Annotated in this window: 20 protein-coding genes; 12 read left to right on the top strand and 8 right to left on the bottom strand. The window is 70.6% G+C overall.

The window, feature by feature from the left end; genetic code table 11:
* The first annotated feature begins 7 nt into the window (after window positions 1-7).
* Window positions 8-2,005 (top strand): APC family permease, encoded by a 1,998-nt coding sequence (locus tag ACO0E1_RS03745; RefSeq protein ID WP_422872960.1) that lies wholly within the window; start codon window positions 8-10, stop codon window positions 2,003-2,005.
* On the top strand, window positions 2,002-2,964 hold the full coding sequence (locus ACO0E1_RS03740) for an EamA family transporter (RefSeq protein WP_422872959.1): 963 nt from the start codon (window positions 2,002-2,004) through the stop codon (window positions 2,962-2,964). The genes ACO0E1_RS03745 and ACO0E1_RS03740 overlap by 4 nt, the downstream gene beginning before the upstream one ends.
* 85 nt (window positions 2,965-3,049) lie before the next feature.
* Here the strand turns inward: ACO0E1_RS03740 and ACO0E1_RS03735 are convergent, their stop codons facing one another.
* Window positions 3,050-4,735 (bottom strand): long-chain-fatty-acid--CoA ligase, encoded by a 1,686-nt coding sequence (locus tag ACO0E1_RS03735; RefSeq protein ID WP_422872958.1) that lies wholly within the window; start codon window positions 4,733-4,735, stop codon window positions 3,050-3,052.
* 70 nt (window positions 4,736-4,805) lie between these two features.
* Here ACO0E1_RS03735 and ACO0E1_RS03730 point away from each other — a divergent pair, with 70 nt between their 5' ends.
* Window positions 4,806-5,732 carry an oxygenase MpaB family protein gene (locus ACO0E1_RS03730; RefSeq protein WP_422872957.1) on the top strand — a complete coding sequence of 309 codons (927 nt, stop codon included), beginning with the start codon at window positions 4,806-4,808 and terminating at the stop codon, window positions 5,730-5,732.
* Between the two features lie 87 nt (window positions 5,733-5,819).
* Here ACO0E1_RS03730 and ACO0E1_RS03725 read toward each other — a convergent pair whose 3' ends face one another.
* The 4 genes from ACO0E1_RS03725 to ACO0E1_RS03710 form a co-directional block, all read right to left on the bottom strand.
* Window positions 5,820-6,746, bottom strand: coding sequence for an aldo/keto reductase (locus ACO0E1_RS03725; protein WP_422873118.1), 927 nt, complete (start codon window positions 6,744-6,746; stop codon window positions 5,820-5,822).
* A gap of 116 nt (window positions 6,747-6,862) precedes the next feature.
* A complete protein-coding gene (locus ACO0E1_RS03720) occupies window positions 6,863-7,429 on the bottom strand; it encodes a TIGR03086 family metal-binding protein (RefSeq protein WP_422872956.1) in 567 nt (188 codons plus the stop codon).
* A 672-nt stretch (window positions 7,430-8,101) separates the two neighbouring features.
* On the bottom strand, window positions 8,102-8,662 hold the full coding sequence (locus tag ACO0E1_RS03715) for a YceI family protein (protein ID WP_422872955.1): 561 nt from the start codon (window positions 8,660-8,662) through the stop codon (window positions 8,102-8,104).
* 125 nt (window positions 8,663-8,787) lie between these two features.
* Entirely contained in the window at window positions 8,788-9,720 is a 933-nt protein-coding gene (locus ACO0E1_RS03710) for a hypothetical protein (protein ID WP_422872954.1), read from the bottom strand.
* A 443-nt stretch (window positions 9,721-10,163) separates the two neighbouring features.
* Between ACO0E1_RS03710 and ACO0E1_RS03705 the strand changes: the two genes are divergently transcribed.
* The 8 genes from ACO0E1_RS03705 to ACO0E1_RS03670 all read left to right on the top strand — a co-directional run bounded on the left by ACO0E1_RS03705 (window position 10,164) and on the right by ACO0E1_RS03670 (window position 19,220).
* The gene (locus tag ACO0E1_RS03705) at window positions 10,164-11,168 is read left to right on the top strand and encodes an aldo/keto reductase family protein (protein WP_422872953.1); all 1,005 of its coding nucleotides are present in this window, start codon (window positions 10,164-10,166) and stop codon (window positions 11,166-11,168) included.
* Between the two features lie 206 nt (window positions 11,169-11,374).
* Entirely contained in the window at window positions 11,375-11,854 is a 480-nt protein-coding gene (locus ACO0E1_RS03700) for a GtrA family protein (RefSeq protein ID WP_422872952.1), read from the top strand.
* Window positions 11,851-13,329: a glycosyltransferase gene (locus tag ACO0E1_RS03695; RefSeq protein WP_422872951.1), complete on the top strand. Its 1,479-nt coding sequence runs from the start codon at window positions 11,851-11,853 to the stop codon at window positions 13,327-13,329. The genes ACO0E1_RS03700 and ACO0E1_RS03695 overlap by 4 nt, the downstream gene beginning before the upstream one ends.
* Window positions 13,330-13,337: 8 nt before the next feature.
* On the top strand, window positions 13,338-15,314 hold the full coding sequence (locus ACO0E1_RS03690) for an ArnT family glycosyltransferase (RefSeq protein WP_422872950.1): 1,977 nt from the start codon (window positions 13,338-13,340) through the stop codon (window positions 15,312-15,314).
* A gap of 290 nt (window positions 15,315-15,604) precedes the next feature.
* Window positions 15,605-16,429: a DUF4397 domain-containing protein gene (locus ACO0E1_RS03685; RefSeq protein ID WP_422872949.1), complete on the top strand. Its 825-nt coding sequence runs from the start codon at window positions 15,605-15,607 to the stop codon at window positions 16,427-16,429.
* A 94-nt stretch (window positions 16,430-16,523) separates the two neighbouring features.
* Window positions 16,524-17,681: a family 8 glycosyl hydrolase gene (locus ACO0E1_RS03680; RefSeq protein ID WP_422872948.1), complete on the top strand. Its 1,158-nt coding sequence runs from the start codon at window positions 16,524-16,526 to the stop codon at window positions 17,679-17,681.
* Window positions 17,682-17,743: 62 nt separating this feature from the next.
* A complete protein-coding gene (locus ACO0E1_RS03675) occupies window positions 17,744-18,379 on the top strand; it encodes a class F sortase (RefSeq protein ID WP_422872947.1) in 636 nt (211 codons plus the stop codon).
* Window positions 18,380-18,425: 46 nt separating this feature from the next.
* Window positions 18,426-19,220, top strand: coding sequence for a polyprenol monophosphomannose synthase (locus tag ACO0E1_RS03670; protein ID WP_422872946.1), 795 nt, complete (start codon window positions 18,426-18,428; stop codon window positions 19,218-19,220).
* 180 nt (window positions 19,221-19,400) lie between these two features.
* Here the strand turns inward: ACO0E1_RS03670 and treZ are convergent, their stop codons facing one another.
* The 3 genes from treZ to glgX are packed head-to-tail and all read right to left on the bottom strand — an operon-like array spanning window position 19,401 to window position 25,875.
* A complete protein-coding gene (treZ, locus tag ACO0E1_RS03665; RefSeq protein ID WP_422872945.1) occupies window positions 19,401-21,155 on the bottom strand; it encodes a malto-oligosyltrehalose trehalohydrolase in 1,755 nt (584 codons plus the stop codon).
* Entirely contained in the window at window positions 21,152-23,644 is a 2,493-nt protein-coding gene (gene treY / locus ACO0E1_RS03660) for a malto-oligosyltrehalose synthase (protein ID WP_422872944.1), read from the bottom strand. Before treY ends, treZ begins: the two co-directional genes overlap by 4 nt.
* The gene (gene glgX, locus ACO0E1_RS03655) at window positions 23,641-25,875 is read right to left on the bottom strand and encodes a glycogen debranching protein GlgX (protein ID WP_422872943.1); all 2,235 of its coding nucleotides are present in this window, start codon (window positions 25,873-25,875) and stop codon (window positions 23,641-23,643) included. Before glgX ends, treY begins: the two co-directional genes overlap by 4 nt.
* A gap of 114 nt (window positions 25,876-25,989) precedes the next feature.
* On the opposite strand from glgX, the gene ACO0E1_RS03650 reads away from it, so the two are divergent.
* Window positions 25,990-26,313 (top strand): hypothetical protein, encoded by a 324-nt coding sequence (locus ACO0E1_RS03650; RefSeq protein ID WP_422872942.1) that lies wholly within the window; start codon window positions 25,990-25,992, stop codon window positions 26,311-26,313.
* The last annotated feature ends 14 nt before the right edge of the window (window positions 26,314-26,327 follow it).

The raw sequence follows: 26,327 nt of genomic DNA, 5'->3' as shown, positions 1-26,327 counted from the left end.
AGGGCCCATGACCGCGACAGATGCCGAGCGTGCCGGCGAACAGGCTGCCGCCCGCGATGCCACCGAGCCCGGTCCGGACCGCAGCACGCGGGTCCGGCGGTGGATGCTGCAGGGCTCCGACCAGGGTGCCTCCCACCAGGGTCCGCACCAGGTCGAGGTCGAGAAGACCCACTCGTGGTGGCGGGTCATGTGCCTCACCGGCGTCGACTACTTCTCGACGCTCGGGTACCAGCCGGCCATCGCCGCGCTCGCCGCCGGGCTGCTCTCGCCGATCGCGACCATCGTGCTCGTGCTCGTCACGCTCTTCGGCGCGCTGCCGGTCTACCGCCGCGTCGCCCAGGACAGCTTCCGCGGCGCCGGGTCGATCATGATGCTCGAGAAGCTCCTGCCCTGGTGGGCCGGCAAGCTGTTCGTGCTGGTCCTGCTCGGGTTCGCCGTGACGGACTTCATGATCACGATGACCCTGTCCGCCGCCGACGCGACGGCCCACATCGCCGAGAACCCCTTCACCCCGCACTGGTTCACCGAGATCCCGGTGCCGCTGACCCTGGCGCTGCTGCTCCTGCTCGGCGTGGTCTTCCTGCGCGGGTTCAAGGAAGCGATCGGCATCGCGGTCGGACTGGTCGCGGTGTACCTGACGCTCAACGCGGTCGTCGTCGCGGTCTCGCTCTGGCACGTGTTCGAGCGCCCGACCGTGGCGAGCGATTGGTGGAGCGGACTGACCGCGCAGCACAGCAACCCCCTCGTGATGATCGGGATCGCGCTGATCGTGTTCCCGAAGCTCGCGCTCGGCCTGTCCGGGTTCGAGACCGGGGTCGCGGTGATGCCGCAGGTCCGTGGGGACGCGGCCGACGGCACGAGCCTCCGTCCCGAGGGCCGCATCCGCGGGACCAAGCGGCTGCTGACCGTCGCCGCGGTGATCATGAGCACGTTCCTCATCACCTCGTCGATCGTCACGACCTTCCTGATCCCGCAGCACGAGTTCCAGCCGGGCGGCGGTGCGAACGGTCGCGCGCTGGCGTACCTGGCGCACGAGTACCTGGGCGGCGTGTTCGGGTCGGTGTACGACTTCTCGACGGTCGCGATCCTGTGGTTCGCCGGCGCGAGCGCGATGGCCGGACTGCTCAACCTGGTGCCCCGGTTCCTGCCCCGGTACGGGATGGCCCCGCAGTGGGCGCGAGCGACCAGGCCCCTGGTCATCATCTTCACGCTCATCGCCTTCGTGATCACGATCATCTTCCAGGCCAACGTCGACGCGCAGGGCGGTGCGTACGCCACGGGCGTGCTCGTCCTGATCACGAGCGCCGCCGTCGCGGTGACCCTGTCGGCCCGGCGCAAGCAGCAGAAGAAGCGCACGATCGGCTTCGGCATCATCGCGGTGGTGTTCGTCTACACGACCATCGCGAACGTCATCGAGCGCCCGGACGGCGTGCGCATCGCCGCGGTCTTCATCATCGCGATCGTCGTCGTGTCGCTGGTGTCCCGGGTGCGGCGGTCGTTCGAGCTCCGGGCGTCGTCGATCGAGCTCGACGCGACCGCCAGGCAGTTCGTCGAGGCCGACGCCGACCAGTTCAGCTCGGTGTGCATCATCGCGAACGAACCAGGGGCGGGAACGGCGGCCGCCTACCGGTCGAAGGGACGCGAGGAGCGCCGCGACTCGGGCATCCCGGCCCGTGTCCCGACGATGTTCCTCGAGGTGCTGCCGGCCGACTCGTCCGACTTCGAGGAGGACCTCGTCGTCGAGGGGCACGTCGTGCACGGGTTCCGGGTGCTCCGGGTCCGGTCCGGCAACGTGCCGAACACCATCGCGTCGACGTTGCTCGCGATCCGGGACATCGCCGGTGTCGTCCCGAGCATCTACTTCGAGTGGAACGAGGGCAGCCCGATCCGGAACGCCATCCGCTTCGTCTTCACCGGCGTCGGCGACGTCGCTCCGGTGACGCGCGAGGTCCTGCGCGAAGCCGAGCCCGAGGTCAACCGCCGACCGAGCGTCCACGTGTCGTGACGGGCGCGGTCGACGCGAGCGGAGCCTCCCGTCCGGTCGGCGGCATCGCGGCGGTCGTCGTCGCGGCGGCGGTGTGGGGGACAACCGGGACGGCGACGCACTTCGCTCCCGGCGTGCCCGCGTTCGTGTTCGGTGCCGTGACGTTCGGGCTCGGCGGCCTCGTGCTCGCCGGCCTGGCCGGACGCGGCACGCTCCGTGCCGTGGTCGCTCGGGGGACGCGGGGCTGGGTCTGGCTCGGGGCAGTGGCACTCGCCGTGTACGCGGTGGCGTTCTACGCGGCGCTCGCCGACGCGGGTGTGGCGCTGGGGACGACGATCGCGATCGGGTCGTCGCCCGTGTTCGCCGGGCTCGTCGAGTGGGTCGCGGAGCGTCGTCCGGTGGCGCGGCGGTGGGTCCTCGCGACGGTCGTGAGCGTCGTCGGGATGGTCGTCGTGACGCTCGCCCGTTCGACGTCGAGCTCGTCCGGGTCGCTCGCGATCGGTCTCGGAGCCGCCCTGCTCGCCGGACTGACCTATGCGCTCTACTCGTGGGCGATCGCCCGTGGGATGGGCTCGTTCCGGGCGGCGGTGCCCGGCGGGCCGACGGCCGAGATCGTGTCGCGGGCACGGCCGAACGGGCGGGGGCTCGTCGGCGCGGTGTTCGGGCTCGCCGCGGTGCCGCTCGTGGTGCTCGCCGTGGTGTCGGGTCACGAGTACCTCGCCGTGCCGTCGGACTGGCCGGTGTTCCTCTACCTGGCGCTCGTCCCGACGGTGATCGGGCACTCGCTGTACGCGGTCGGGCTCCGGACGGTGACGGCGTCGGCCGCGACGCTCCTGTCGCTGTTCGAGCCGGTCGTGGCAGCGGTGCTCGCGGTGCTGGTCGTGGGGGAGCACCTCGGGGTCGTCGGGTGGGGCGGCATCGTGCTCGTCGTCCTCGGACTGGCGTTGCTCGCCGTGCCGGGGCGGGCGTCGCGGCGCTGAGTGTTCGTGCCTACCGGCTCGGAGCGACGACTGCGTCCCGACTCGGCGCCGCGCCCGCGCGCCACGCCCTCGCGGGCGCCCGCGCCTACTCGCCCAGGATCTGGTCGCGCACCTTGCGGCGCAGGACCTTGCCGATCATCGAGCGGGGCAGGTCCTCCACGACGACGATCCGCCGCGGCACCTTGTACGCCGCCATGTGCTCGCGGGCGTAGGCACGGAGCGCCTCCGCGTCGAACGAGGACGGGTCGCGCGGCACCACCGCTGCGACGACCTGCTCGTTGCCCGCCTGGGTGATGCCGACGACGGCGACCTCGCGGACGCTGGGGTGCTTCACCAGCGTGTCCTCGACCTCGGTCGGAGAGACGTTGAACCCGCCCGTGATGATGAGCTCCTTGAGCCGGTCGACGATCCGCACGTACCCGTCCGCGTCGATCGCGACGATGTCCCCGGTGCGGAACCAGCCGTCGGAGGTGAAGACCTCGTCGGTCGCCTCGGCCTTGCCCCAGTAGCCGCTGAACACCTGCGGTCCACGGACCTGCAGCTCACCCGGCTCGTCGGTCCCGAGCACCCGGGTGGGCTCGTCCGTGTCGGCGACACGGGCCTCGGTCGAGGGGAACGGCAGCCCGATGGTGCCGAGCCGCCGGGCGTCGGACACCGGGTTCGCCATGATGACCGGGGAGCACTCGGACAGGCCGTAGCCCTCGACGAGGTAGCCGCCGGTGCGCGCCTCCCACGGCTCGACGACGTCCTTCGACAGCGCCATCGCCCCGGAGATCCCGATCTCGATCCCCTCGAGGGACACCTTCTTGGAGTCGGCGGCGTGCTGCAGCCTGGCGTAGATCGGCGGCACGGCGGGGAGGAACGTCGGCGGGTGCTTCTTCATCGCGGTGAGCACGAGGTCCGGCTCGAACGCCGGGAAGAGCACCAGGCGCGAGGCCATGCTCATCGCGAAGGTCAGGCACAGCGTCAGTCCGTAGGCGTGGAACATCGGCAGGATCGCGTAGACGACGCTGCCGTCGCCCGGCTGGATCTGCGGGACCCACGCACGGGACTGCGCCGCGTTCGCGATGAGGTTGCGGTGCGTCAGGACGGCACCCTTCGGCGTCCCCGTGGTGCCGGACGTGTACTGGATGAGCGCGGTGTCGTCGGCGGACGGCCTGGCGTGCTTGCGGGACAGCCGGCGGGAGGACACCAGGTCGTCCCACTTCGTCGTGCCGCGGACCTTCGTCGTCAGCTTCGCGCGGGACTCCCGGGCCTTCGCCACGGGCAACGTCAGCGCGAGCCGGGTGCTCCGCGGCATGGCCTTCGTCAGGTCGACGGACACGATGGCGTCGAGTCGCACGTCGGCGGGGAACTCCTGCAGCGTCGCGACGGACTTGTCCCACGCGATCGCCACCTTCGCGCCGTGGTCCTCGAACTGGTGCCGGAGCTCGCGCGGCGTGTACAGCGGGTTGTGTTCGACGACGATCGCCCCGAGCCGCAGCACCGCGTAGAACGCCACGACGTGCTGCGGGCAGTTCGGCAGCACCAGTGCCACCCGGTCGCCAGCTGTGACACCGAGCTTGCGGAGGCCGTTCGCCGCACGGACGATCTGGTCCTCGAGCTCGGCGTACGTCGTCGTGCGCTTGAAGAATTCGAGGGCGACCTTCTTCGGGAACCGCTTCGCGGACTGCTCCACGAGGTCGAAGAGCGAACCGGTGGGCTCCTCGATGTCGTGCGGCACTCCTGGTGCGTAGGCGGCAAGCCAGGGACGGGGCGTGTCGATGCTCACCCGCCCAACCTAGCGGGGCACCCGACCGTGCGCTGGGAGCCCGCCCCGTCAGACGGCGCACGATGAAGGCATGTCCTTCGTCACCGGTGCACTCCGCTCCCGCCTCCAGGCCACGTTCACCGGCAGCTCGACCGGTCGACCCGAGTGGGTGGACGAACTCGAGCAGGGCACGGACGCCGGGTTCTTCGGACCGGGTTCGGCGACGTGGTCCGTGCACGGCGGCAACCACACGATCGTGGCCGGCGTCCGTGCGTTGCTCGTCCAGGCCCTGCACCCGGGAGCGCTCGCCGGTGTCGCCGACCACTCCCGCTACCGCGAGGACCCGTTCGGCCGGCTCGCCGGCACCATCCGCTGGATCTACACGGTGTCGCACGGGGACACCGCGACGGCCAGGGGAGCGAGCCAGTGGGTGCTCCAGCTGCACGAGAAGGTGCGCGGGCAGTACGTCGACGGCCACGGGGTGACGCGGGACTACACCGCGAACGACCCGGACCTGGCGCGGTGGGTGCACCTCGCCTTCACCGACGCGTTCCTCCGGAGCGCCCAGCGGTGGGGGGACCCGATCCCGGGAGGCGCCGACGCCTACGTCCGGGAGTGGGCGACCGCCGGCGAACTCATGCGTGTGGAGGACCCACCGCGCAGCGAGGCCGAGCTCCGCGCGCAGATGGACGGGTACCTCGACCGCGGTGAGCTGGCCGTCACACCGCGCACCCGCGAGGTCGTCCGCTTCATCCGCAACCCGCCCCTCGCCCGGATGCTGCGGCCCGGCTACCAGGCGCTGTTCCAGGGCGCCGTGTCGACCCTCGACCCGCGGCACCGTTCGATGCTCGGGTTACGCCAGGCGGCGATCGGCCCGGTGGAGCTGCCCGTCGGGCGCGCGACCGGCATGGTCCTGGACGGCATCGGCGGCGTCCTCGGCAACCAGTCCGGGACGGAGCGCGCAGCGCTCCGTCGGATCGCACGGCTGGAGCGTGAGGCCGCGGAACCAGCGGCCTGAGACCCGGCCACGGACGGACAGACGGACAGACGGACGGGAGGCTCGGTGCCAGCTGGCACCGAGCCTCCCGTCCGTCTGGTGGGTGCGTCAGAAACCGGACGGCACCCGGGGCGTGTACGCGGACTCGAGTCGCGTCACCTCGTCGTCCGTGAGGACGATCGACGCACCGGCGACCGCGTCGTCGATGTGGTGCTCCTTCGTCGCGCCGACGATCGGAGCCGTGACCGCGTCCTTGCCGGCGACCCACGCCAGGGCGATCTGCGCCATGCTGACGCCGCGGTCGTTCGCGATCGACTCGACGGCGTCGACGATCGCGTGGTTCGCGTCCTCGTCCTGACGGTAGAGCGTCTTGCCGAACTCGTCGGTGTCGGCGCGCGTGCCGGAGCCCTGGGCGTTCCACGGGCGGGTGACCTTGCCGCGGGCGAGCGGGCTCCACGGGATCACCGCGACACCCGTGGCGGCGCAGAAAGGGTGCATCTCGCGCTCTTCCTCGCGCTCGAGGAGGTTGTACTGGTCCTGCATGCTGACGAACGTCGTCCAGCCGTGCAGCTCGGCGGTGTGCTGCATCTGGGCGAACTGCCACGCCCACATGCTGCTCGCGCCGATGTAGCGCGCCTTGCCGGCCTTGACGACGTCGTGCAGCGCCTCCATCGTCTCCTCGATCGGGGTCTGCGGATCGAAGCGGTGGATCTGGTACAGGTCGACGTAGTCGGTGCCGAGGCGGGTCAGCGACGCGTCGATCTCGTGCATGATCGCCATGCGGGAGAGCCCGGCGCCGTTGCGGCCAGGGCGCATCCGGTTGAAGACCTTCGTGAAGACCTGGACGTCCTCTCTCGGGGCGAGTTCCTTCAGGAGCGTGCCGGTGATCTCCTCGCTGGAGCCGTTGGAGTACACGTTGGCGGTGTCGAAGGTGGTGATCCCCTTGTCGAACGCGTGTCGGACGAAGGGGCGTGCCTCGTCGATGCCGACGCTCCACGCGTGCGAGCCCTTCGTCGGGTCGCCGTAGGACATCATCCCGAGGATGACGTCGCTGATCTCGAGGCCGGTGGTGCCGAGGCGTGTGGTGCTCGCGGTGGCGTTCGTGGTGGTGCTCTCCGTCTCGTGGGTGCTTTGCGTCGTGTGGGTCGGGGTCATGCGTTCACCCTGGCATCGCGGCCTGTGACCGCGAGGAGGCGGACCTGCAGCGGTGCGTCCTCGCCGACCTCGACGGGGGCGGCGTACAGGCCGGTCTCGGCGAGGGACTCGATCTGCGGCTCGAAGTGGTGCCACACCGCCGCGACGAGCTCCTCAGGCAGTTCTTCGTCGCTGCCGGTGGCGCGCGCCAGGTCCCACGTGTGGATCGTGATGTCGCTCGTCTGCTCGGCGAGGTACTCCGCGGCGCTGACCACGTCGGTGGCGAGGTGGACCGGTGTGTCCTGCGGGGCGCGGTGCCATGCCTCGGTGGCGGCGCCCGCGAAGCGCTGCCACTCGGCCACGAGGTCGTCCCCGACGGGTTCGAGATCGGCCTCGGCCTGCGCGTAGTCGCACCCGGTGAGGAGGAGTGGGATCCATCGCTGCTCGTCGACGACGTGCGCGACGAGGTCCCTGGTGGTCCACTCGGAGTCGGGGGTCGGGGCGTCCCAGTCGGAGACGGCGGCGACGCGGCGGCCGAACTCGGCTGCGGCGACGGCTTGCAGCGCGATCCAGTCGGTGGCCATGGTGGTGCTCCTGTTCGTCACGGTTCGGCGATGTGTGGCGTGCAACCTCGGGGAGCCCTCGCGGATTCCCGGGGCCGTGGGTGCAGGTGTGGTGTGGTGTGGTGTGGTGCGGTGCGGTGCGGTGCGGTGCGGTCGGGGGTGCGTGGGGGGCGTGCGTGCGTGCGGGCGTGCGTGCCCAACGTACGCCGGAGCGGGCGCCGGTGCGGGCGCGGGCGGGAGCGCGGTGCGGGCGGGAGTGTGGTGCTGGCGGGAGTGCGGTGCGCGCGCATCCCCGTCGAGCGGGCGGAATACCCCGGCATCCTCGCGCGGGAACCCCACCCTTCCGCCCGCTCGCGTTCGTCCGGCGATGACCGCGGACCGTCTGCCGCCGAGCGGGCGAAATACCCGGGTATCACCGCTCGGGGACCACTCGAATCCGCCCGCTCACGAGAAGCGGGCAGGGAGAAGTTGCCGTCGCGGTCGTCGAGCGGGCGAAATGCCCGGGGTTGGTCCGCGAGAACGCGGGTATTTCGCCCGCTCGGGTGAACGCGCGGGAGTGAGTGCTCCTGGACCCGTCGACGCCGGGCGCGACGAAGCCCCGGCGCCATGGGGCGGTGCCGGGGCTTCGTCTCGGGTGCTGCAGTGTGGTGCGGTTCGGTTCCCTCAGTCAGAGAGCGAGTGTCCGGGAAGGACTCACGCAGCCTGGAGGACGAACTGGACGTCGAGGTTGATCGTGACGTCGTTGCCCAGGGTGAAGCCACCGGCCTCGACGGCGGCGTTCCAGTTCACGCCGAACTCGGTGCGGTCGATCTTGGTCGTCGCCTCGGCGCCGAACTTGACCTGGCCGTAGCCGTCCGTCGTGAAGCCGCCGAGCTCGGCCTTGAGCACGACCGGCTTGGTGACACCGCGGAGGGTGAGCTCGCCGGCGATGTGCAGGTCGTCGCCCTTCGCCTCGATGCCGGTGGAGCGGAAGGTGAGCTGCGGGTGCTCTTCGGTGAGGAAGAAGTCGCTCGTCTTGAGGTGCTGGTCGCGCTGCTCCTGGCCGGTGTTCACCGACGCCACGTCGATCGACGCCTCGACGGTGGACTCGAGCGGGTTCTCGGCGGTGACGACGGTCGCGTCGAACGTCTCGAACTTGCCCTTGACCTTGCTGATCGCGAGGTGGCGGACCGAGAAGGTGACCTCGGAGTGGGTCGGATCGATCTTCCAGGTGCCGGTGCGGTAGCCGGGAACGGTTTCTGCGGTGAGCGACATTGTGGTGTCCTTCCAGGACGAGAGAGTCGTGGTGACGCGAGCGACCGGATCCCCGGTCCATGCGCCCGCATCGAAGTTGATGCTACGCCATTGTGCACCCGTTTGGTTGAAGCGTCAACCAATGTTCACCCGAGTGTCGCCGTGCGCGTGTCGTGCCGACCGCCGATGCCGACCGACAGCAGTCGTCTGACACGTGCGACGAACTGCTCGATGAGCGCTCCGACATCGTCTGCTGTGACCCGGACGAGCCACCAGTCGACATCCTTCAGGTGCTCACCACGCGTGAGATCCTTCTTGAACGACCTGGCATCCGTTCGGTGGAGATCGCTTTCGTACTCGATCGCGACTCGTGCCTCCGGGTACGCGAGATCGACGCAGGCGATCCACTGCCCGTCGACGATGACGTCGTGGTTGAGTGCTGGCTCGGGCAAGCCTCGGCGAACGAGGGCGAGCCGGGTCCGCGTCTCGCCGGGGGACCTGGAGCCCGGTCGAATCTCGGCGAGTGCGGCGCGGAGCTTTCGGATGCCCCGGATGCGACGTCGTCTGCGGACCGCTGCGGTCAGTTCTTGTAGCGTCAGCCAACCGAGCCACCCGACGAGGGCATCGCCGGCGATCACGAGCTCGTCGACCGTCAGCATCGTCCCCAGCGCGACGAAGGTGTCTGCAGGGTCGCTGATCGGGACGCCTCGTGAGATCGTCCTTCGCACCGTGCCTGCTCGGGCCCGATGTCCTACCGAGCCACGTACTCGGATCGCCTGATCGACGCCGATGGTCGTCACGTGGAGTCGTCGGTCGCGCTCGAAGCGGCGGGGGAGCGGGACGCCGATGATCGCTGCGGCGGTCACGTGGCTGAACACCTGGTCCGGCCGGAGTCGCGGAGCGAGGGCACGGGCTCGTTCGTCCACCATCACCGGGGTCGTCGGGGACCGGATCCCGTGGAACGGCCGGACGAGGTCCTTGGCGTCGAGGCGCCCGCGGGGCACCCCTCGGTACAGCGCGTCGCGAACGCGGAACGAAGCGTCTCGGAGCACCCCGGGGAGTCTGCGTCTGGCGGTCATCTCCACATGCTCGTGGCGAGTCGGCGTCGTCGGGGCGAGCCGAGCCTCCCGTGTGGATGGTCGCGGGCGTTCCCTGCGTGTGGAGGCCTGCCCGTCTCGACGAGCGGGCGAGATGCCAGGGTCGGGAACGCAGCGGACGCGGGTATTCCGCCCGCTCGCGCATGCCGTCGCCCGCTGTGTTCGTCCCGGTGCCGAGAGGGCGGAATGCGAGGGTGCGGTGGCTTGAGCACGCCGGTATTCCGCCCGCTCACGGACAACGGCACCGCCCGCCCGCTCACGGACAACGGCACCGCCCGCCCGCCCGCCCGCCCACTCGCCGCCCACGCCTCACCCGCCCACGCCCCACCCGCCCGCCGCCCGCGCACCCCACCCACCCCCCCCTCACCCCGGGAGGCACCCACGGGGCCACCCGGGGCCGAACGCGCTCCAGTACCGTCGGGAGCATGGAATTCAGGTACCTCGGCAACTCGGGACTCAAGGTCTCCGAGATCACCTACGGCAACTGGCTGACGCACGGCTCGCAGGTCGAGAACGACGTCGCCACCCAGTGCGTCCGGGCAGCGCTCGACGCCGGCATCACCACGTTCGACACCGCGGACACGTACGCGAACACCAAGGCGGAATCGGTCCTCGGCGATGCGCTCAAGGGCGAGCGTCGCCAGTCGCTGGAGATCGCGACGAAGGTGTACTGGCCGACCGGTCCGAAGGGGCACAACGACGTCGGACTCAGCCGGAAGCACATCCTCGAGTCGATCAACGGGTCGCTGACGCGCCTCCAGACGGACTACGTCGACCTCTACCAGGCGCACCGGTACGACTACGAGACCCCGCTCGAGGAGACGATGCAGGCCTTCGCGGACGTCGTCCGACAGGGCAAGGCGCTCTACATCGGCGTCTCCGAGTGGACCGCCGACCAGATCCGCGCCGGTGCGGCACTGGCGAAGGAGCTCGGCTTCCAGCTCATCTCGAACCAGCCGCAGTACTCGATGCTCTGGCGGGTCATCGAGGGCGAGGTCGTCCCCACCTCCAAGCAGCTCGGGCTGTCGCAGATCGTGTTCTCCCCGATCGCGCAGGGCGTCCTCACGGGCAAGTACCAGGCCGGCCAGCCGCTCCCCGAGGGCTCGCGCGCCACCGACGAGAAGGGCGGCGCGGACATGATCAAGCGGTACATGCGCGACGACGTCCTCGAGGCCGTCCAGCGTCTCCAGCCCGTCGCGGACCAGGCGGGGCTCACCCTGGCGCAGCTCGCGATCGCGTGGACGCTCCAGAACGACAACGTCGCGAGTGCGATCGTCGGCGCCTCGCGCCCGCAGCAGGTCACCGACAACGTCAAGGCGGTCGGCGTGAAGCTCGACGCGGACGCGCTGAAGGCCATCGACGACGCCCTGGGGGACATCCCGGAACGCGATTCCTCGAAGAGCGTCTCGCCGGCGTCGCGCCCCGCGTAGACGCGACCGGAGAACCGGACGGGAGGCACGGTGCCAGCTGGCACCGTGCCTCCCGTCCGTCGTTGCGGACCGCAACGCGTGTACCCCAGATGAACAACGTGTGTCGCGAACCTGGCAGAGCCCTGGCGATGTGCGTACCCCACCCAAACGGGTGACATGGATGCCCCCGAATCGGGGGCATGACCTCGACCGACACCCTCGTTGTGGTGCCACCCGAACGAGTGCCACAACTCGCACGACTGCTCGCCACCGCGCGGCAGCTCGTGTCCTTCGGCGCCATCGGCGCGTTCTGCTTCGTCGTCGACCTCGGCGTCTACAACCTCCTGCGCGCGACCGTCCTCGACGACAAGCCGATCGGCGCGAAGGTCGCCTCGGCGGTGGTCTCGACCGCGGTCGCCTACGTGCTCAACCGATTCATCACCTTCCGCGCCGAGCGCACCACCGGACGTCGCGAGACGCTCCGCGAGGGCCTGCTCTTCGCGCTCACGAACCTCATCGGGCTCGGCATCGCCGCGGCCTGCCTCTACGTCTCGCACTACATCCTCGGTTTCACGTCCACCCTCGCCGACAACGTCGCCGGCAACGGGGTCGGCCTGGTCCTCGGCACCGCGTTCCGGTTCGCCGCGTACAAGGCCCTCGTCTTCCGTTCCCACGACGCACGTCGCACGAAGGAGATCGTCGAATGACCGTCATCACGACGCTGGTCACGGCCGCTGGGCCGCTGCTCCAGCCGAAGGACTCATCCGGGACGTCGGGGAACGTCCCGAACCGGGGCACCACGGACGTCCCGACAGGAGGCTCGGGGCAAGCCGCGCACGCCGCCTGGACGCTGGGCGAATGGGTCGGGTACTCCGCCCTGGTCGCCATCTCGATCCTGCTCACGTTGGTCGCACTGTCCACGCTCTGGTGGATGCTGCACGCCTGGCGGTCGCGCGACGCGCTGAAGCAGACGAGCTTCAGCAGCACGCCGCGTCCAGCGGCACACCGCTTCACGCTCCTGGTGCCCGGGCGGCACGAGGAGGACGTGATGGGGCAGACGCTCGACATGCTCGCCACGCAGGACCACCCGGACTTCGAGATCATCGCGATCGTCGGCGAGGACGACCCCGGCACCGACCGGGTCGTCCGCGAAGCCGCCGCGCGGCACCCCGGTCTGATCAAGGTCGTGGTCGACGACACGCTGCCGAAGAACAAGCCGAAGGCGATGAACCTGGCGCTGCAGTACGCCACCGGGGACATCGTTGGCGTGTTCGACGCAGAGGACGAGGTGTACCCGAAGCTCCTCAGCCTGGTCGACTCGCGCTTCCAGGAGACCGGCGCCGACGTCGTGCAGGGCGGCGTGCAGCTGATGAACTTCAAGTCCAGCTGGTGGTCGCTCCGCAACGTGCTCGAGTACTACTTCTGGTTCCGCTCGCGGCTGCACTTCCATGCGGAGTCGAAGTTCATCCCGCTCGGCGGCAACACCGTCTTCGTGACGAAGGAGCGCCTCGACTGGTCGAACGGCTGGGACGCGCACTGCCTCGCCGAGGACTGCGAGCTCGGCGTCCGGCTCTCCGCCGACGGCGCCAAGGTCGTCGTCGCGTACAGCCCGGAGGCGGTCACCCGCGAGGAGACCCCGCCGACGTTCGCTTCCCTGCTCAAGCAGCGCACCCGCTGGAACCAGGGCTTCCTGCAGGTCCTCGAGAAGGGCGAGTGGAAGCAGCTCCCGTCGCTCAAGCAGCGCTTCTTCGCGCGGTACCTGCTGACGATGCCGTTCATCCAGGCGGCCACCGGTCTCCTGATCCCGCTGAGCGTGATCATGATCGCGTTCGTCAAGGTACCGACGGCGATCGCGCTCATCTCGTTCATCCCGCTCGCGCCGACGCTGATGCTGCTCGCGGTGGAGATCGCCGGCCTCGGGGAGTTCGGACGGCTCTACAAGGAGAAGGTCCGCATCCGCGACTACGTGAAGCTCGTGCTCGGCCTGGTGCCGTACCAGGTGTTCCTCGCCGCAGCAGCGGTCCGTGCCGTGATCCGGCACGCCAGGAAGCAGAACGGGTGGGAGAAGACCGAGCACACCGGGCAGCACCGCACCCCCGTGCAGCTGCCGGAGGTCGTCGGTTTCCCGTCTGCGGTGACGTCTCGAGAAGGTGCCCTCGCGAGCGTGGGGAGTGAACGATGACCGCCAGCATGACGAACACGACCGGCATCCCGATCCGGGGCACGCGCTCGGCGACCGGCGTCCGCGCCTGGTTCCAGGTGCACGCACGGAGCCTCGCGTGGGTCCTGCCCGTCGTCGCGATCGCCGCAGTTGTGCAGGCCTGGAACATGGGCGGCATCCCGCAGCGCATCGACGACGAGGGCACGTACACCGCCCAGGCGTGGGCGATCACCCACCTCGGCGAACTCACCCACTACACGTACTGGTACGACCACCCGCCCCTCGGGTGGATCCAGATCGCCGGCTACACCTCGCTGACCGGGGCGTTCGCGCGCTACCCGTTCGCCGTCGAGGCCGCCCGCGAGGCCATGGTGTTCTTCGCCGCGGTCTCCGCAGTCCTGGTCTTCGTCCTCGGCCGTCGCCTCGGGATGTCCCGACCGGCGAGCGCCGTCGCCGTGCTCGTGTTCGGCCTGTCGCCGCTGGCGCTGCAGTACCACCGCACCGTGTACATCGACAACGTCGCGACGCCGTGGCTCCTCGCTGCGTTCGTCCTCGTCCTGAGCCGTCGGCAGCAGCTCGCCGGGTTCGTCGGCGCCGCCGCCTGCCTGGGCATCGCGGTGCTGTCGAAGGAGACGTACCTGCTCGCGCTGCCGTTCCTCATCTGGATGGCCGTGCGTCGAGCCGACAAGAGCACGCGTCGCTACACGCTGAGCGTCGCCGGAGCCGTCCTCGCCGTGATCGGTGGGGGGTACATCCTGCTCGCCGCGGTCAAGGGCGAGCTCCTGCCGAGCGCCGGCAAGGTCAGCCTGCTCCAGGGCATCACCTACCAGCTCGGCAGTCGCGAGGCGAGCGGTTCGCTCTTCACGGGCGGCAGCCTGGCGAACGAGGCCGCATCCCAGTGGTGGGCGCTCGATCCGGTGTTCATCGTGCTCGGCTCGGCCGCGGCCGTCGTGGGGCTGTTCCTGCGTCGGGTCCGTCCGATCGCCGCGATGCTCGTCTTCCTGCTGCTCTTCATGTTCCGGCCGAACGGGTACCTGCCCGTGCCGTACGTCATCATGCTCGTGCCGTTCGGGGCCGTCCTCGTGGCGTTCGTCGCCGAACGGGCCGTGCTCGCCGTCAGCGGCAAGACCGCGTTCCGCGCTTCGGGCCGCCTGGGTGGCGCATCACGGCGTGTCCTCGGCGGGGCCTGGGCCCTCGTGACCGCAGCTGCCCTGGTCGTCGCCGTACCGCTCTGGGGTTCGCAGCTCCGCGGCTTCCTCGTCACCGACCTCGACAAGCCGATGGCGCAGGCGGAGAACTGGATCGGCGACAACGTCGACAAGCGCTCCCGGATGCTCGTCGACGACGCGATGTGGGTGGACCTCGTGAACGACGGCTTCGCCCGGAACAACGTGGTCTGGTACTACAAGCTCGACACCGACGGAGCCGTCGAACGCCAGTCGCCGAACGGGTGGAAGGACTCCGACTACGTCGTGACGACGGACTCGATGCGCACCGGCGGCAACTCCTCGACGGACGTGCGCCAGGCGATCCAGAACTCCACGAGCGTCGCGTCCTTCGGCACCGGGAACCAGAAGGTCGACGTCCGGCAGATCAACTCCGAGGGCCAGGCAGCCGCCGACAAGGCGATCACGAAGGCCGCGGACCAGCGGAAGACCCTCGGCACGCAGCTCGCGGACAACCCGGCGCTCGTGGCGGATGCCGGGACCCGGTCGCAGTTCCGGGCCGGGCAGGTCGACTCCCGCGCCATGATCGCCCTCGGGCAGGTCCTCGCCGACGACTCCGTGCGGGTCGACCGGTTCACGCCGCTCACCGGCGAGGACGGTCAGACGTTCCGCCGCGTGGTCATGCACACGTCGGACGCCGCCGCGGCGAAGCGGACCGAGGACACCCTCAACGCGATGGGCAGTGCGTTCCGCCCGACCTCGGTCGAGCGGGACGGCACCACCCTGACGGTCGTGTTCCCGACGACCGACCCCACCACGACGGCGGTGGGCACATCGTGACCCGCGTGCACGCCGCCCGATCCCGCCGCCCGCGAGCCCGCGGCCCCGCCGCCCCGCGAGCGGGCGAAATACCCGGGTGGCCCCCGCGACCGACCACGGTATTCCGCCCGCTCGCGGGATGAGCCGCGGGGGAGCCCGGTGAGGGCCCGGTGAGCGGGCGAAATACCCGCCCCGCCCCCGCGAACGACCGCGGTATTTCGCCCGCTCGCGCCGCTCGCGGCTGGGGCGGGCCGCGAGAACACACCCTGACCCGGAACGACCAGCACGATCCGACCCGAAGGAGCACCACCATGCACACCTCCGCACACACCCCACGCCGCCGCATCGCCGTCGTGGGCGCCCTCGCCGCGACCCTCGTCGCCGCGACCGTCGGCCTCGCAGCTCCCCAGTCCGCCAGCGCCGCCACCGACACCGGCTGGCTCCGCGTCGGGCACCTCTCCCCGGACACGAAGGGCGTCGACGTCGAACTGTCGAGCCTGTCCGGCGGCAAGAAGGTGTTCGAGCTCGACGACGTCACCTACGGCCAGGTCAGCAAGTACCAGACGCTCGCGGCCGGCACCTACGTGCTCTCGATGCGCGCATCGGACGCGCCGGACTCCACGCCGGTCATCTCGACCGACGTGACGGTCCAGGGCGGCAACGCGAGCACCGTCGTCGCCTACGGCAAGAACAAGAGCCTGAAGACGGCCGCGTTCACCGACGACCTGCAGCAGCCCGGAGACGGCAAGTCGAAGCTCCGGCTCGTCCAGGCCGCGACGACCGCCAAGAAGGTCGACGTCACCACCTCGACCGGCACGAAGATCGCCACCGACGCCGCGTTCGGCTCGGCCTCGCAGTACGCGACCGTCGACTCCGGCAAGTGGGACCTCGACCTCTCCGGGGGCGGGCAGACCGGCTCGGCGGACATCGACCTCGCGGGCAACACCGTCTCGACGCTCTTCGTGCTCGACGACAGCAAGGGCGACCTGACGGTCGTCCCCGTCACGGACGCCGCGGCCACTGCCGCGACGCCGACGGGCGGCGTGCAGACCGGCGGTGGCGGCACCGCCGCCGACCGCCCGGCAACGGACGCGGTCCACGCGGCCGTCGCGGCGATCCGCGCACTGTTCCACTGATCCGGACGGGAGGCCCTGATCACCGCCGCCGATCGGCGAACGTGATCCGGGCCTCCAGTCAGACCGTCTCCCCACCAGCAGAAAGCAGGCCAGCATGACCCGCAGGAACTGGATCCCCATCACCGCCGTCGGCGTGGCCGCGGTGCTCGTCGCCGGCGGCATCGCCGTCGCCGCCGTGCACCCGTGGTCGGCCTCCGAGCCCGACGCCGGTGGTGCCTCGACGCCAACCTCGACGACCCCGCCGGACGGGAACCGCTCGGCCGCGCAGCTCCGCACCGACTTCCTGGACCGCTACGTGCAGGGCGGCCGCGTGGTGCGGCTCGACCAAGGGAACGACACCGTGAGCGAGGGACAGGCCTACGGGCTGCTCATCGCGTACGCAGCCGGGGACGAGCAGCGCTTCGGCCAGATCTGGCAGTGGACGAAGCGGCACATGCTGACGGACGACTCCTTGCTCGCGTGGCGCTGGACGAAGGAGGACGGCGTCGCGGACGAGCAGTCCGCGAGCGACGCCGACCTCGACGCCGCGCGTGCCCTCGTGCTCGCGGGTGCGAAGTGGCAGGACGAGACGTACACCAAGGCCGGCAAGACGATGGCCCGCGCGGTGCTCGACCACGAGACCGCGACGACCGACCTCGGACGGATCCTGCTCCCGGGGCCGTGGGCGGACTCGGAGCCGTACCGGTACGACGCCTCGTACGCGTCGCCCGCTGCCTACCGGGTGCTGGCGAAGGCGACGGGCGACGAGCGGTGGACGGAGCTCGAAGAGGGCTCCAGCGCCGTGACGGCCGCGGTGCTCGAGAAGACCGACCTACCGAGCGACTGGTCGCAGGTGCACGCCGACGGCAGCGTCGACCCGATGCCCGCCACCGGCAGCGACGCCCGCGTGCTGTACGGCTACGACGCGATGCGCATGCCGCTGCGGTACGCCGAGGCGTGCACGGCGTCGGATCGCGGGCTCGCGGCGTCGATCGCACCGACGCTCCGGCGGACCACGCAGCTCGCGGCGCAGCTCGACCTCGGCGGCACCGCCGTCACGGGGGACCGCAGCGCACTGGCGTACGCCGCTCGTGCGGCCGCGGAACAGGCCGGGGGCGCGACGCGAGCGGCGACGGCTGATCTGCAGCGTGCCGATCGCACCGCCGCCACGACGCCGACGTACTACGGCGATGCGTGGGCTGCGCTCGGTGCGACCATGCTGACGTCCGACGTGCTCGGTGGGTGCGCCACCGCCGGCGGGAGTTCCTCGTGAGCGGCGGGCGGCGTCGGGCGGAGCGAGGAACGTCGCTGGGCGCGAGGCTCGGTCGGCGGTGGGTGGCCGTCGCGGTGGGTGCAGCGGTCGTCGTGGCCGCCGGGGCCGTCGTGACCGGGGTCGCCGTGGCTGCCGGGAACGACGCTGCTCCGTCTGCGCGGTCCTCGGCCGCTGCTTCGGGGGCGTCTCCCTCCACGGGCGACCGGGACATCGCGGGGTTCCAGGACCCGGCAGCCCCAGCAGCGCGGTCCGACGCGACTCCGACCCGGGTGGTGATCCCCGCGATCGGGGTGGACGCGTCGCTCGAGGACCTGCACCGCGGAACCGCCGGCGAGCTCGACCCGCCGAAGGGCTGGGACAACGCCGGGTGGTTCAGCGACGGCATCGTCCCCGGAGAGGTCGGCCCAGCGGTCATCGCCGGGCACGTCGACAGCCCGACGAGCGCCGCGGTGTTCTTCCGGCTCGACGAGCTCGTGGCGGGCGACGAGATCCACGTCGCGATGTCCGACGGCAGCACCCGCACCTTCACCGTCGACCGCACCGAACGCGCCGCCAAGTCGGCGTTCCCCACGAGCGACGTCTACGGGTCGTCGCCCACTCCCGACCTCCGGCTCATCACCTGCGACGGCACGTTCGACACCGCCACAGGGCACTACACGGACAACCTGATCGTGTTCGCATCACTGTCGGGGCAGTGACACAGCAGCCGAACCATATGTTGGACACCAGTCATCGAGGAGCAACATGAGCGAGACCCTGGTCATCATCCCGACCTACGACGAAGCCGAGAACGTCCGGCCCATCGTGGCGCGCACCCTCGCGGCCACGGACGACACCGTGCACGTGCTCGTCGTCGACGACAACTCCCCGGACGGCACCGGTGACATCGCCGATGCCATCGCGACCGAGACGGACCGGGTCCACGTGCTGCACCGCACGGTCAAGGACGGCCTCGGTGGCGCGTACCTCTCGGGCTTCGCCTGGGGGCTCGAGCACGGGTACGACAAGCTCGTCGAGATGGACGCCGACGGCTCCCACCACCCCGAGTACCTGCCGTGGCTCATCGAGCTCGCGGACACCAACGACCTGGTCCTCGGCTCCCGCTGGATCAAGGGCGGCGAGGTCGAGAACTGGCCGTGGTACCGCGAGCTCCTCTCGCGCGGCGGCAACCTCTACACGCGCCTCGCGCTCGGCATCGCCGTCCGCGACGCCACCGGCGGCTTCCGGGTGTTCACCCGATCGGCACTGCAGCGCATCGACCTCGACGGCATCGCCTCGAAGGGGTACTGCTTCCAGGTCGACCTCTGCTGGCGGGCGCTCGAAGCGGGCCTCCGGATCGTGGAGACCCCGATCACCTTCACCGAGCGCGAGTTCGGCGTCTCGAAGATGAGCGGGAACATCGTCCGCGAGAGTCTGACCCTCGTCACGAAGTGGGGCATCGACCGGCGCATCCGCGAGGTCCGGGCGCTGGCGAAGGAGCACAAGCCGCTGCCCTCGGTCCGGCGCAACGCCCACGCGGTCGCGAACCCGATCCGCTGACGGGCTGGCGGCTCGCCGCCCGCCTGACCCGCACGCGAAAGCGACAGTCTCCCGCCGGACCCCGGCGGGAGACTGTCGCTTTCGCGGCACGAGCGCGCAGGGCGACGAGCGCGCAGGGCGACGAGCGCGCAGCGCGTGGGCGCAGCGCGACGCCGCAGCACGAGCGCGCTGCGCGCTGCGTCAGCGCAGGACGACGACCCCGCGGCCGGTGAACCGGACGCAGTCCGTCGCGACCGAGGCCTCACCGAACTGGTACAGCACCTCGCCGGTCGCGCCGGGCACGGGCACCTCGGCCGCGTCGTCGAGGAAGTTCACCACGACGTGCGCCGGCGCCGCGCTCGGCCCGAGCAGCCCGCGGGTGAGCACGAGCCAGCGACGGTCCTCGCTGAAGCGGACGGCGTTCGCCTCGTAGCGGTCGTCGACGAACGCCTCGTCCGTCCGCCGCAGCGCGACGAGCACCCGGTAGGCCCGGAGGATCGCCGCACCCCGCGGCGACGACACGTCGTCCCACGACAGCTTCGAGTTCTGGAACGTCGTCGGGTCTTGGGGATCAGGCACGGCGGACTCGTCCCATCCGTGCTCCGCGAACTCCTTGATCCGCCCCTCGGCGGTGGCCTTGCCGAGTTCCGGCTCCGGGTGCGACGTGAAGAACTGCCACGGTGTCGTCGCGGCGAACTCCTCGCCCATGAAGAGCATCGGCGTGAACGGCCCGAGCAGGGTCAGCGCCGCCGCGATCACGAGTCCTTCGTCGGTGAGCGTCGCCGCGAGCCGGTCGCCCGCTGCCCGGTTGCCGATCTGGTCGTGGTTCTGGTTCGCCACGACGAGCGCCGTCGCGGGGGAGGTCCCGCGGTCGATGGGCCGGCCGTGCCGCTTGCCACGGAAGGACGACCACGTGCCGTCGTGGAAGAACCCGTGGTCCAGGACCTTCGCCAGCGCCGACAGCGGGGCGAAGTCCGCGTAGTACCCGTTCGTCTCGCCGGTGAGGGCGACGTGCACGGCGTGGTGGAAGTCGTCGGACCACTGCCCGGCGAGCCCGTAGCCGCCGGCCTCCTGCGCCCGGAACATGATCGGGTCGTTGAGGTCCGACTCGGCGATGAGCGACAGCGGTTTCCCGACGAAGGCACCGAACGCGTTCGTCTCCGACGCCATGGCCTGCAGTACGTGCGGCCGGGTGGTGTCCCGGATCGCGTGCACCGCGTCGAGCCGAAGCCCGTCGACGTGGTGGTCCCGGAACCACATCCGCACGTTGTCGAGGACGTACCGGCGGACCTCCGGGTGCTCGACGTTGACCGAGTCGCCCCAGGTGTTCGCGAGTCCCTCGACCAGGTACGGGCCGTAGAGCGGCAGGTAGTTGCCGCTCGGTCCGAGGTGGTTGTACACGACGTCCTGGATCACGCCGAGCCCGAGCGCGTGTGCCCGGTCGACGAACCGGTCGTAGGCGTCCGGCCCGCCGTACGGTGCGTCCACGGCGTACCAGGCGACCCCGTCGTAGCCCCAGTTCCACTCGCCGTTGACGCCGTTGACGGGCAGCAGCTCGACGAACTCCACGCCGAGTTCGACGAGGTGGTCGAGCTTCGCGGCCGCGGCGTCGAGCGTGCCCTCCGGCGTGTAGGTCCCGACGTGCATCTCGTAGATCACGGCGCCACGGGCCGGACGTCCGGTCCAGGCGTCGTCCGTCCACGAGAACCGCGCCGGATCGACGACCTCCGACGGGCCGTGCACACCCTCCGGCTGGTACCGGCTGCGCGGATCCGGGCGGACCGCGTCGTCGTCCCCGATCCGGAAGCCGTACCGCGCGCCGACGTGGGGGAGCACCTGGTCGGTGCTCCACCAGTCGTCGGCGCCGCGGGTCAGCGGGTACTCGGTGCCGTCGACGACGAGCCGCACCCGCTCCGGGGTGGGCGCCCAGACGGCGTAACGGTCGGGTGCGGTCATGCGTGGCCCTCCAGGATGTCGATGTCGGCCTGCGCGTCGGTCTCGTCCGGCGCGGTGCGCGTCACGACCGGACTGGAGGCCCGGCTCGCGTCCGCCTCGTCGGTCGCGTCAGCGACCCGGCCCGTCTCGTCGACGTCGGCCGCCGGGACGAGCAGGGCAACGGGGTAGGTGGTGAGCAGCTCGGTCAGTGCGATGCCCCTGGTGGCCGGGACGAGCCTCCCGGTCAGCAGGTCCACCCGGTCGACGGGAGCCGGGTGGATCAGGGTGTCACCCCACCCGCCGACCCGTTCCAGGCCGATCGGCAGGCGGGTGGCGACGGTGACGGCGCCGCCGCGGTCGAAGGCGACCACGTGGTCCGCCGCGCTGCCGGTGGCCTCGATCGGTAGGTAGCGCGTGAAGAGCTCCGGTCGGTCACGGCGGAGGCGCAGCGCACGGGTCGTGACGAGCAGCTTCGCGGCACCGTCGATGCCGATGGCCGGCAGCGTCTCGGGCCCGTCGTCGTCGGGGCCGTCGAGCTCGGCGAGGACGTGCCGGCGTTCCGTGTAGTCGACCGCGCGCCGGTTGTCCGGGTCGACCAGCGAACGGTCCCAGAACTCCGTGCCCTGGTAGACGTCCGGGACGCCGGGCGCCGTGAGCTGGACGAGCTTCGTGCCGAGGCCGTTCGACCAGCCGGCCGCGTCGATGCGCTCGTCGAGCGTGTCGAGCAGCGCGACGACGGACGGGTCGTCGAAGGCGGCGTCGACGAGGGCGTGCATCCGGCCCTCGAACGCCTCGTCCGGCTCGGTCCACGTCGTGCTGTTGCCGGCTTCGCGGGAGGCCTTCTCGGCGTACGCGTGCAGGCGCTCCCTGCTGGCCGGTCGGGCGCCCACGATCGCCTGCCAGAGCAGGTTCGCGAACACCTCGTCCTCCAGCGGTGCCAGGGCGTGCAGCTTCCGGAACGTGTCGGTCCACTCGTCGCCGAGTTCCGCGAGCACGGCGATCCGGGCACGGGTGTCCTCGCTGCGCTTCGTGTCGTGCGTCGTGAGGGTCGTCATCGTGTGCGGCCAGCTGGCCAGGCGTTCCCGCTGTGCGGCGTGGAACTCCTCGGTGCTGACGGCGAAGACGCTCGGATCGCCGCCGACCTCGCTCAGGGAGCTGAGCCTCGCGGTCCGGTAGAACGCGGTGTCCTCGACGCCCTTCGCCATCACCATGCCGCTGGTCTGCTGCAGGCGGATCGCGGCGGGGTGGGTGGGGTCGACGAGCGCGGGGGCGATGCGGTCGATGACGTCGGCGAGGTCGGGGCGGGTCTCCGCCGCGAGCTCGAGGGCGTCGATGAGGTGGTGGGAACCCTCGGGGAGGTACGTGCGGTACACGTCGAAGGACGCGATGACCTCGGCGAGCGCATCGACGACCCGATCGGTGTCTGCTGCGCCGGCTTCCTCGAGCAGGCGGGCGAGCCGACGGACCTCGCTGTTGAGGATGCCGTCGGCGATCCCACGGCGGGTGTCGTGCGTCAGCGCCTGCCAGTCGGCTGGCTCGTCGGCGACGGTCGCCCAGAGCGGGTCCTCGCCGCGGGGGTCGACGAACAGTCGGTCGAGCACGCCGAGCGCGTCGTACCCGGTGGTGCCGTCGACCGGCCAGCTCGCGGGGAGCTCTTCGCCGGGCTCGAGGATCTTCTCCACGAGCGTGTACGCGCCACCGGTGAGGTCGGCGAGGTCCTGCAGGTACCCGGCCGGGTCGTACAGCCCGTCCGGGTGGTCGATCCGGAGCCCGTCGACCAGGCCGTCCTGGAACCACTCGCCGACGACGGTGTGGGACGCGGCGAACACCTCGGGTTCCTCGACCCGGATCGCCGCGAGGGTGTTCACCGCGAAGAACCGGCGGTAGTTCAAGTCGTGGTCGGCACGCTTCCAGTGCACGAACTCGTAGTGCTGTCGAGCGTGCACGGTCGCCACGTCGTCGCCGTCGTGCACGGTGCCCGGAGCGGTCGGGTAGGCCGTGGTGCCGACCAGGAGCACGGGGCCGGCGGAGCCGCTGGTGCTGCCGCTCGTGTCCAGCTTCACCGCGTCGAGCAGGCTGTCGTCGAGGACCGGGATGCGGATCCGTCCGTCTCCGGCGGCCCAGTCCACGTCGAACGCCGTGGCGACGGGGGAGTCCTGCCCCTGCTCGAGCAGCGACCACCACCACGGGTTCACCGCGGGCGTCGCGACGCCGACGTGGTTCGGGACGATGTCCACCAGGACGCCGAGGCCCGCGGCGTGTGCCGCCTCGGCGAGGGCCCGGAACGCCGCGTCCCCGCCACGCTGCTCGTCGACGTGGGTGTGGTCGACCACGTCGTACCCGTGCGCGGAACCCGGCTCGGACTGCAGCACGGGGGACAGGTACAGCCAGTCCGCACCGAGGTCGTGGACGTAGTCGACGAGGTCTGTGGCCGACGCGAGGTCGAAGTCTGGCGAGACCTGCAGACGGTAGGTCGAGACGGGGACGCGGCGCGCGCGCTGCCCCGTCACTTGGCACCGCCCTGGGTGCCGCTCGGCGCGGGGGACCCTGCGGGGTTCGCGGGGGTCACCGCGTCCTGCGGTTCCGGCGTGGCCGGGTGTGCTTCGGCGTCGACGGGGGTGGTCGTCACCTCGTGGTCGGGCTCCGCGCGGAGCACGATCATCGATCGTGCCGGGACGTCGAGCGGTGTGGCGGCGTCGATGACCTCGTCACGGGCACCCGGTTCGGCGGTGTCGATGCGGACCGTCCAACCCGGCGCGTACTCCTCGGGCGGGAGCGTGAACGTCACGGTGTCGTCGTGCGCGTTGAAGTACGTGATGAAGGCCACGTCCGTGACGCGCTCACCACGGGCGTCGCGACCGCGGATGCCCTCGCCGTTCAGGTACATGCCGACGCTCTTGCCGAAGCCGGAATCCCAGTCCTCCGGCGCCATCGCGTCGCCTTCCGGGGTGAGCCACACGACGTCGGGCAGGGGCTCACCCTCGCCGCGACGCACGGGGCGGCCGTTGAAGTACCGCGTCCGTCGGAACGTGGGGTGGTCGTGCCGGAGCTTCGTGACGTCGGCGGTGAACTGGATGAGTTCGTCGTCGGCCGTCTCCCAGTCGATCCAGCTCAACTCGGAGTCCTGCGCGTACACGTTGTTGTTGCCGGACTGCGAGCGGCCGAGTTCGTCGCCGTGCGCGATCATCGGCACGCCCTGGCTGAGGAGCAGCGTCGCGAGGAAGTTGCGTCGACGCTGCAGCCGCAGGGCGTTCACGGCCTCGTCGTCCGTCGGGCCCTCGACGCCGGAGTTCCAGGAGCGGTTGTGGCTCTCGCCGTCGTTGTTGTCCTCCCCGTTCGCGTCGTTGTGCTTCTCGTTGTAGGCGACGAGGTCGTAGAGCGTGAAGCCGTCGTGCGCGGTGATGAAGTTGATGCTGGCCTTCGGCGTGCGACCGTCGTGTTCGTAGAGGTCCGCGGAACCCGAGATGCGCGACGCGAACTCGCCGAGGGTGGACGACTCACCGCGCCAGAAGTCCCGCACGGTGTCGCGGTACTTGCCGTTCCACTCCGACCACTGCGGCGGGAAGTTGCCCACCTGGTAGCCCCCGGGGCCGACGTCCCACGGCTCGGCGATGAGCTTGACCTGCGACACGATCGGGTCTTGCTGGACGAGTTCGAAGAAGGCCGACAGCCGGTCGACCTCGTAGAACTCACGGGCCAGTGCGGAGGCGAGGTCGAAGCGGAAGCCGTCGACGTGCATCTCGGTGACCCAGTAGCGGAGCGAGTCCATGATGAGTTGCAGCGAGTGCGGGTGCCCGACGTTGAGCGAGTTCCCGGTGCCCGTGTAGTCCATGTAGTAGCGCTTGTCGTCGTCCATCAAGCGGTAGTACGCGGCGTTGTCGATCCCGCGGAACGACAGCGTCGGGCCGAGGTGGTTCCCCTCGGCGGTGTGGTTGTAGACGACGTCGAGGACGACCTCGATGCCGGCACGGTGCAGCTCGCGCACCATGGTCTTGAACTCCTGCACCTGCTGGCCCTCGTCGCCGGAGGACGAGTAGTGCGAGTGCGGGGCGAAGAACCCGATGGTGTTGTAGCCCCAGTAGTTCGACAGCCCCTTGTCCTGCAGCGTCGAGTCGTTGACGAACTGGTGCACGGGCATGAGCTCGAGCGTCGTGATGCCGAGGCGCTTGAGGTGCTCGATGACCGCCGGGTGCGAGACACCGGCGTACGTGCCCCGCTGCTCTTCCGGGACGTCCGGGTGGGTCTCGGTGAGGCCCTTCACGTGCGCTTCGTAGATGACCGTCTCGCCGTACGGCGTCCGGGGCGCGCGGTCGCCCTGCCAGTCGAAGAACGGGTTGATCACCACGCCCTTGACCATGTGCGCGGCGGAGTCCTCGTCGTTCGTCGAGTCCGGGTCGCCGAACGTGTACGAGAACAACGACTGGTCCCAGTCGATGTCCCCGCTCGTCGCCTTGGCGTACGGGTCGAGCAGCAGCTTCGCCGGGTTGCACCGCGCGCCGTTCTCGGGGTCGTACGGTCCGTGCACCCGGAAGCCGTACAGCTGCCCGGGGCCGACGTTGGGCAGGTACGCGTGCCAGACGTAGGCGTCCACCTCGACGAGGGGGACGCAGGTCTCGGTGCCGTCCTCGTCGAACAGACAGAGCTCCACGCGCTCGGCGACCTCGCTGAAGAGGGCGAAGTTCGTGCCGCTCCCGTCGTAGGTCGCGCCGAGCGGGTAGGGGTTGCCGGGCCAGGTGTGCAAGGGTCCTCCAGTGGTGGGTCTCGCCAAACGTATCCACGCCTCCCTGTGCTGTCCGCTGCAGGAGCACTCCTGTGGACGAACGGCGCCCGTCCACAGCGGAGTAGCCTCGCCGACATGGCCAACATCGTCACGCAGATCGCAGACAAGGTGCGCCCGATCGGCGTCTCCACGAACTACGGAGACCCGGTGGAGGTCGGTGACCAGACCCTCATCCCGGTGTCGCTCGGGTGGTTCGGGTTCGGGGGCGGCGGGGACGGCGAAGACAACGGCGGCGGAGGCGGTGGCGGCGCGGCCGTGCCGATCGGCGCGTACGTCCGTCGACCGGGCAAGGACCTGGAGTTCGAGCCGAACCTCATCGCGCTCGTCGCCGTGAGCATCCCGCTGGTGTGGGTGACGGGCACCGTGCTCCGCAAGCTGATCCGCGTCCTCAAGAAGTAACGCGCGTCGCGCAG

Origin of the sequence: Curtobacterium guangdongense, from assembly GCF_049341845.1 — a bacterium.
Taxonomy (GTDB): Bacteria; Actinomycetota; Actinomycetes; order Actinomycetales; family Microbacteriaceae; genus Curtobacterium; species Curtobacterium guangdongense.
Note: the sequence above shows the minus strand (reverse complement) of the source record. Positions and strands in the feature narration are given on the sequence as shown.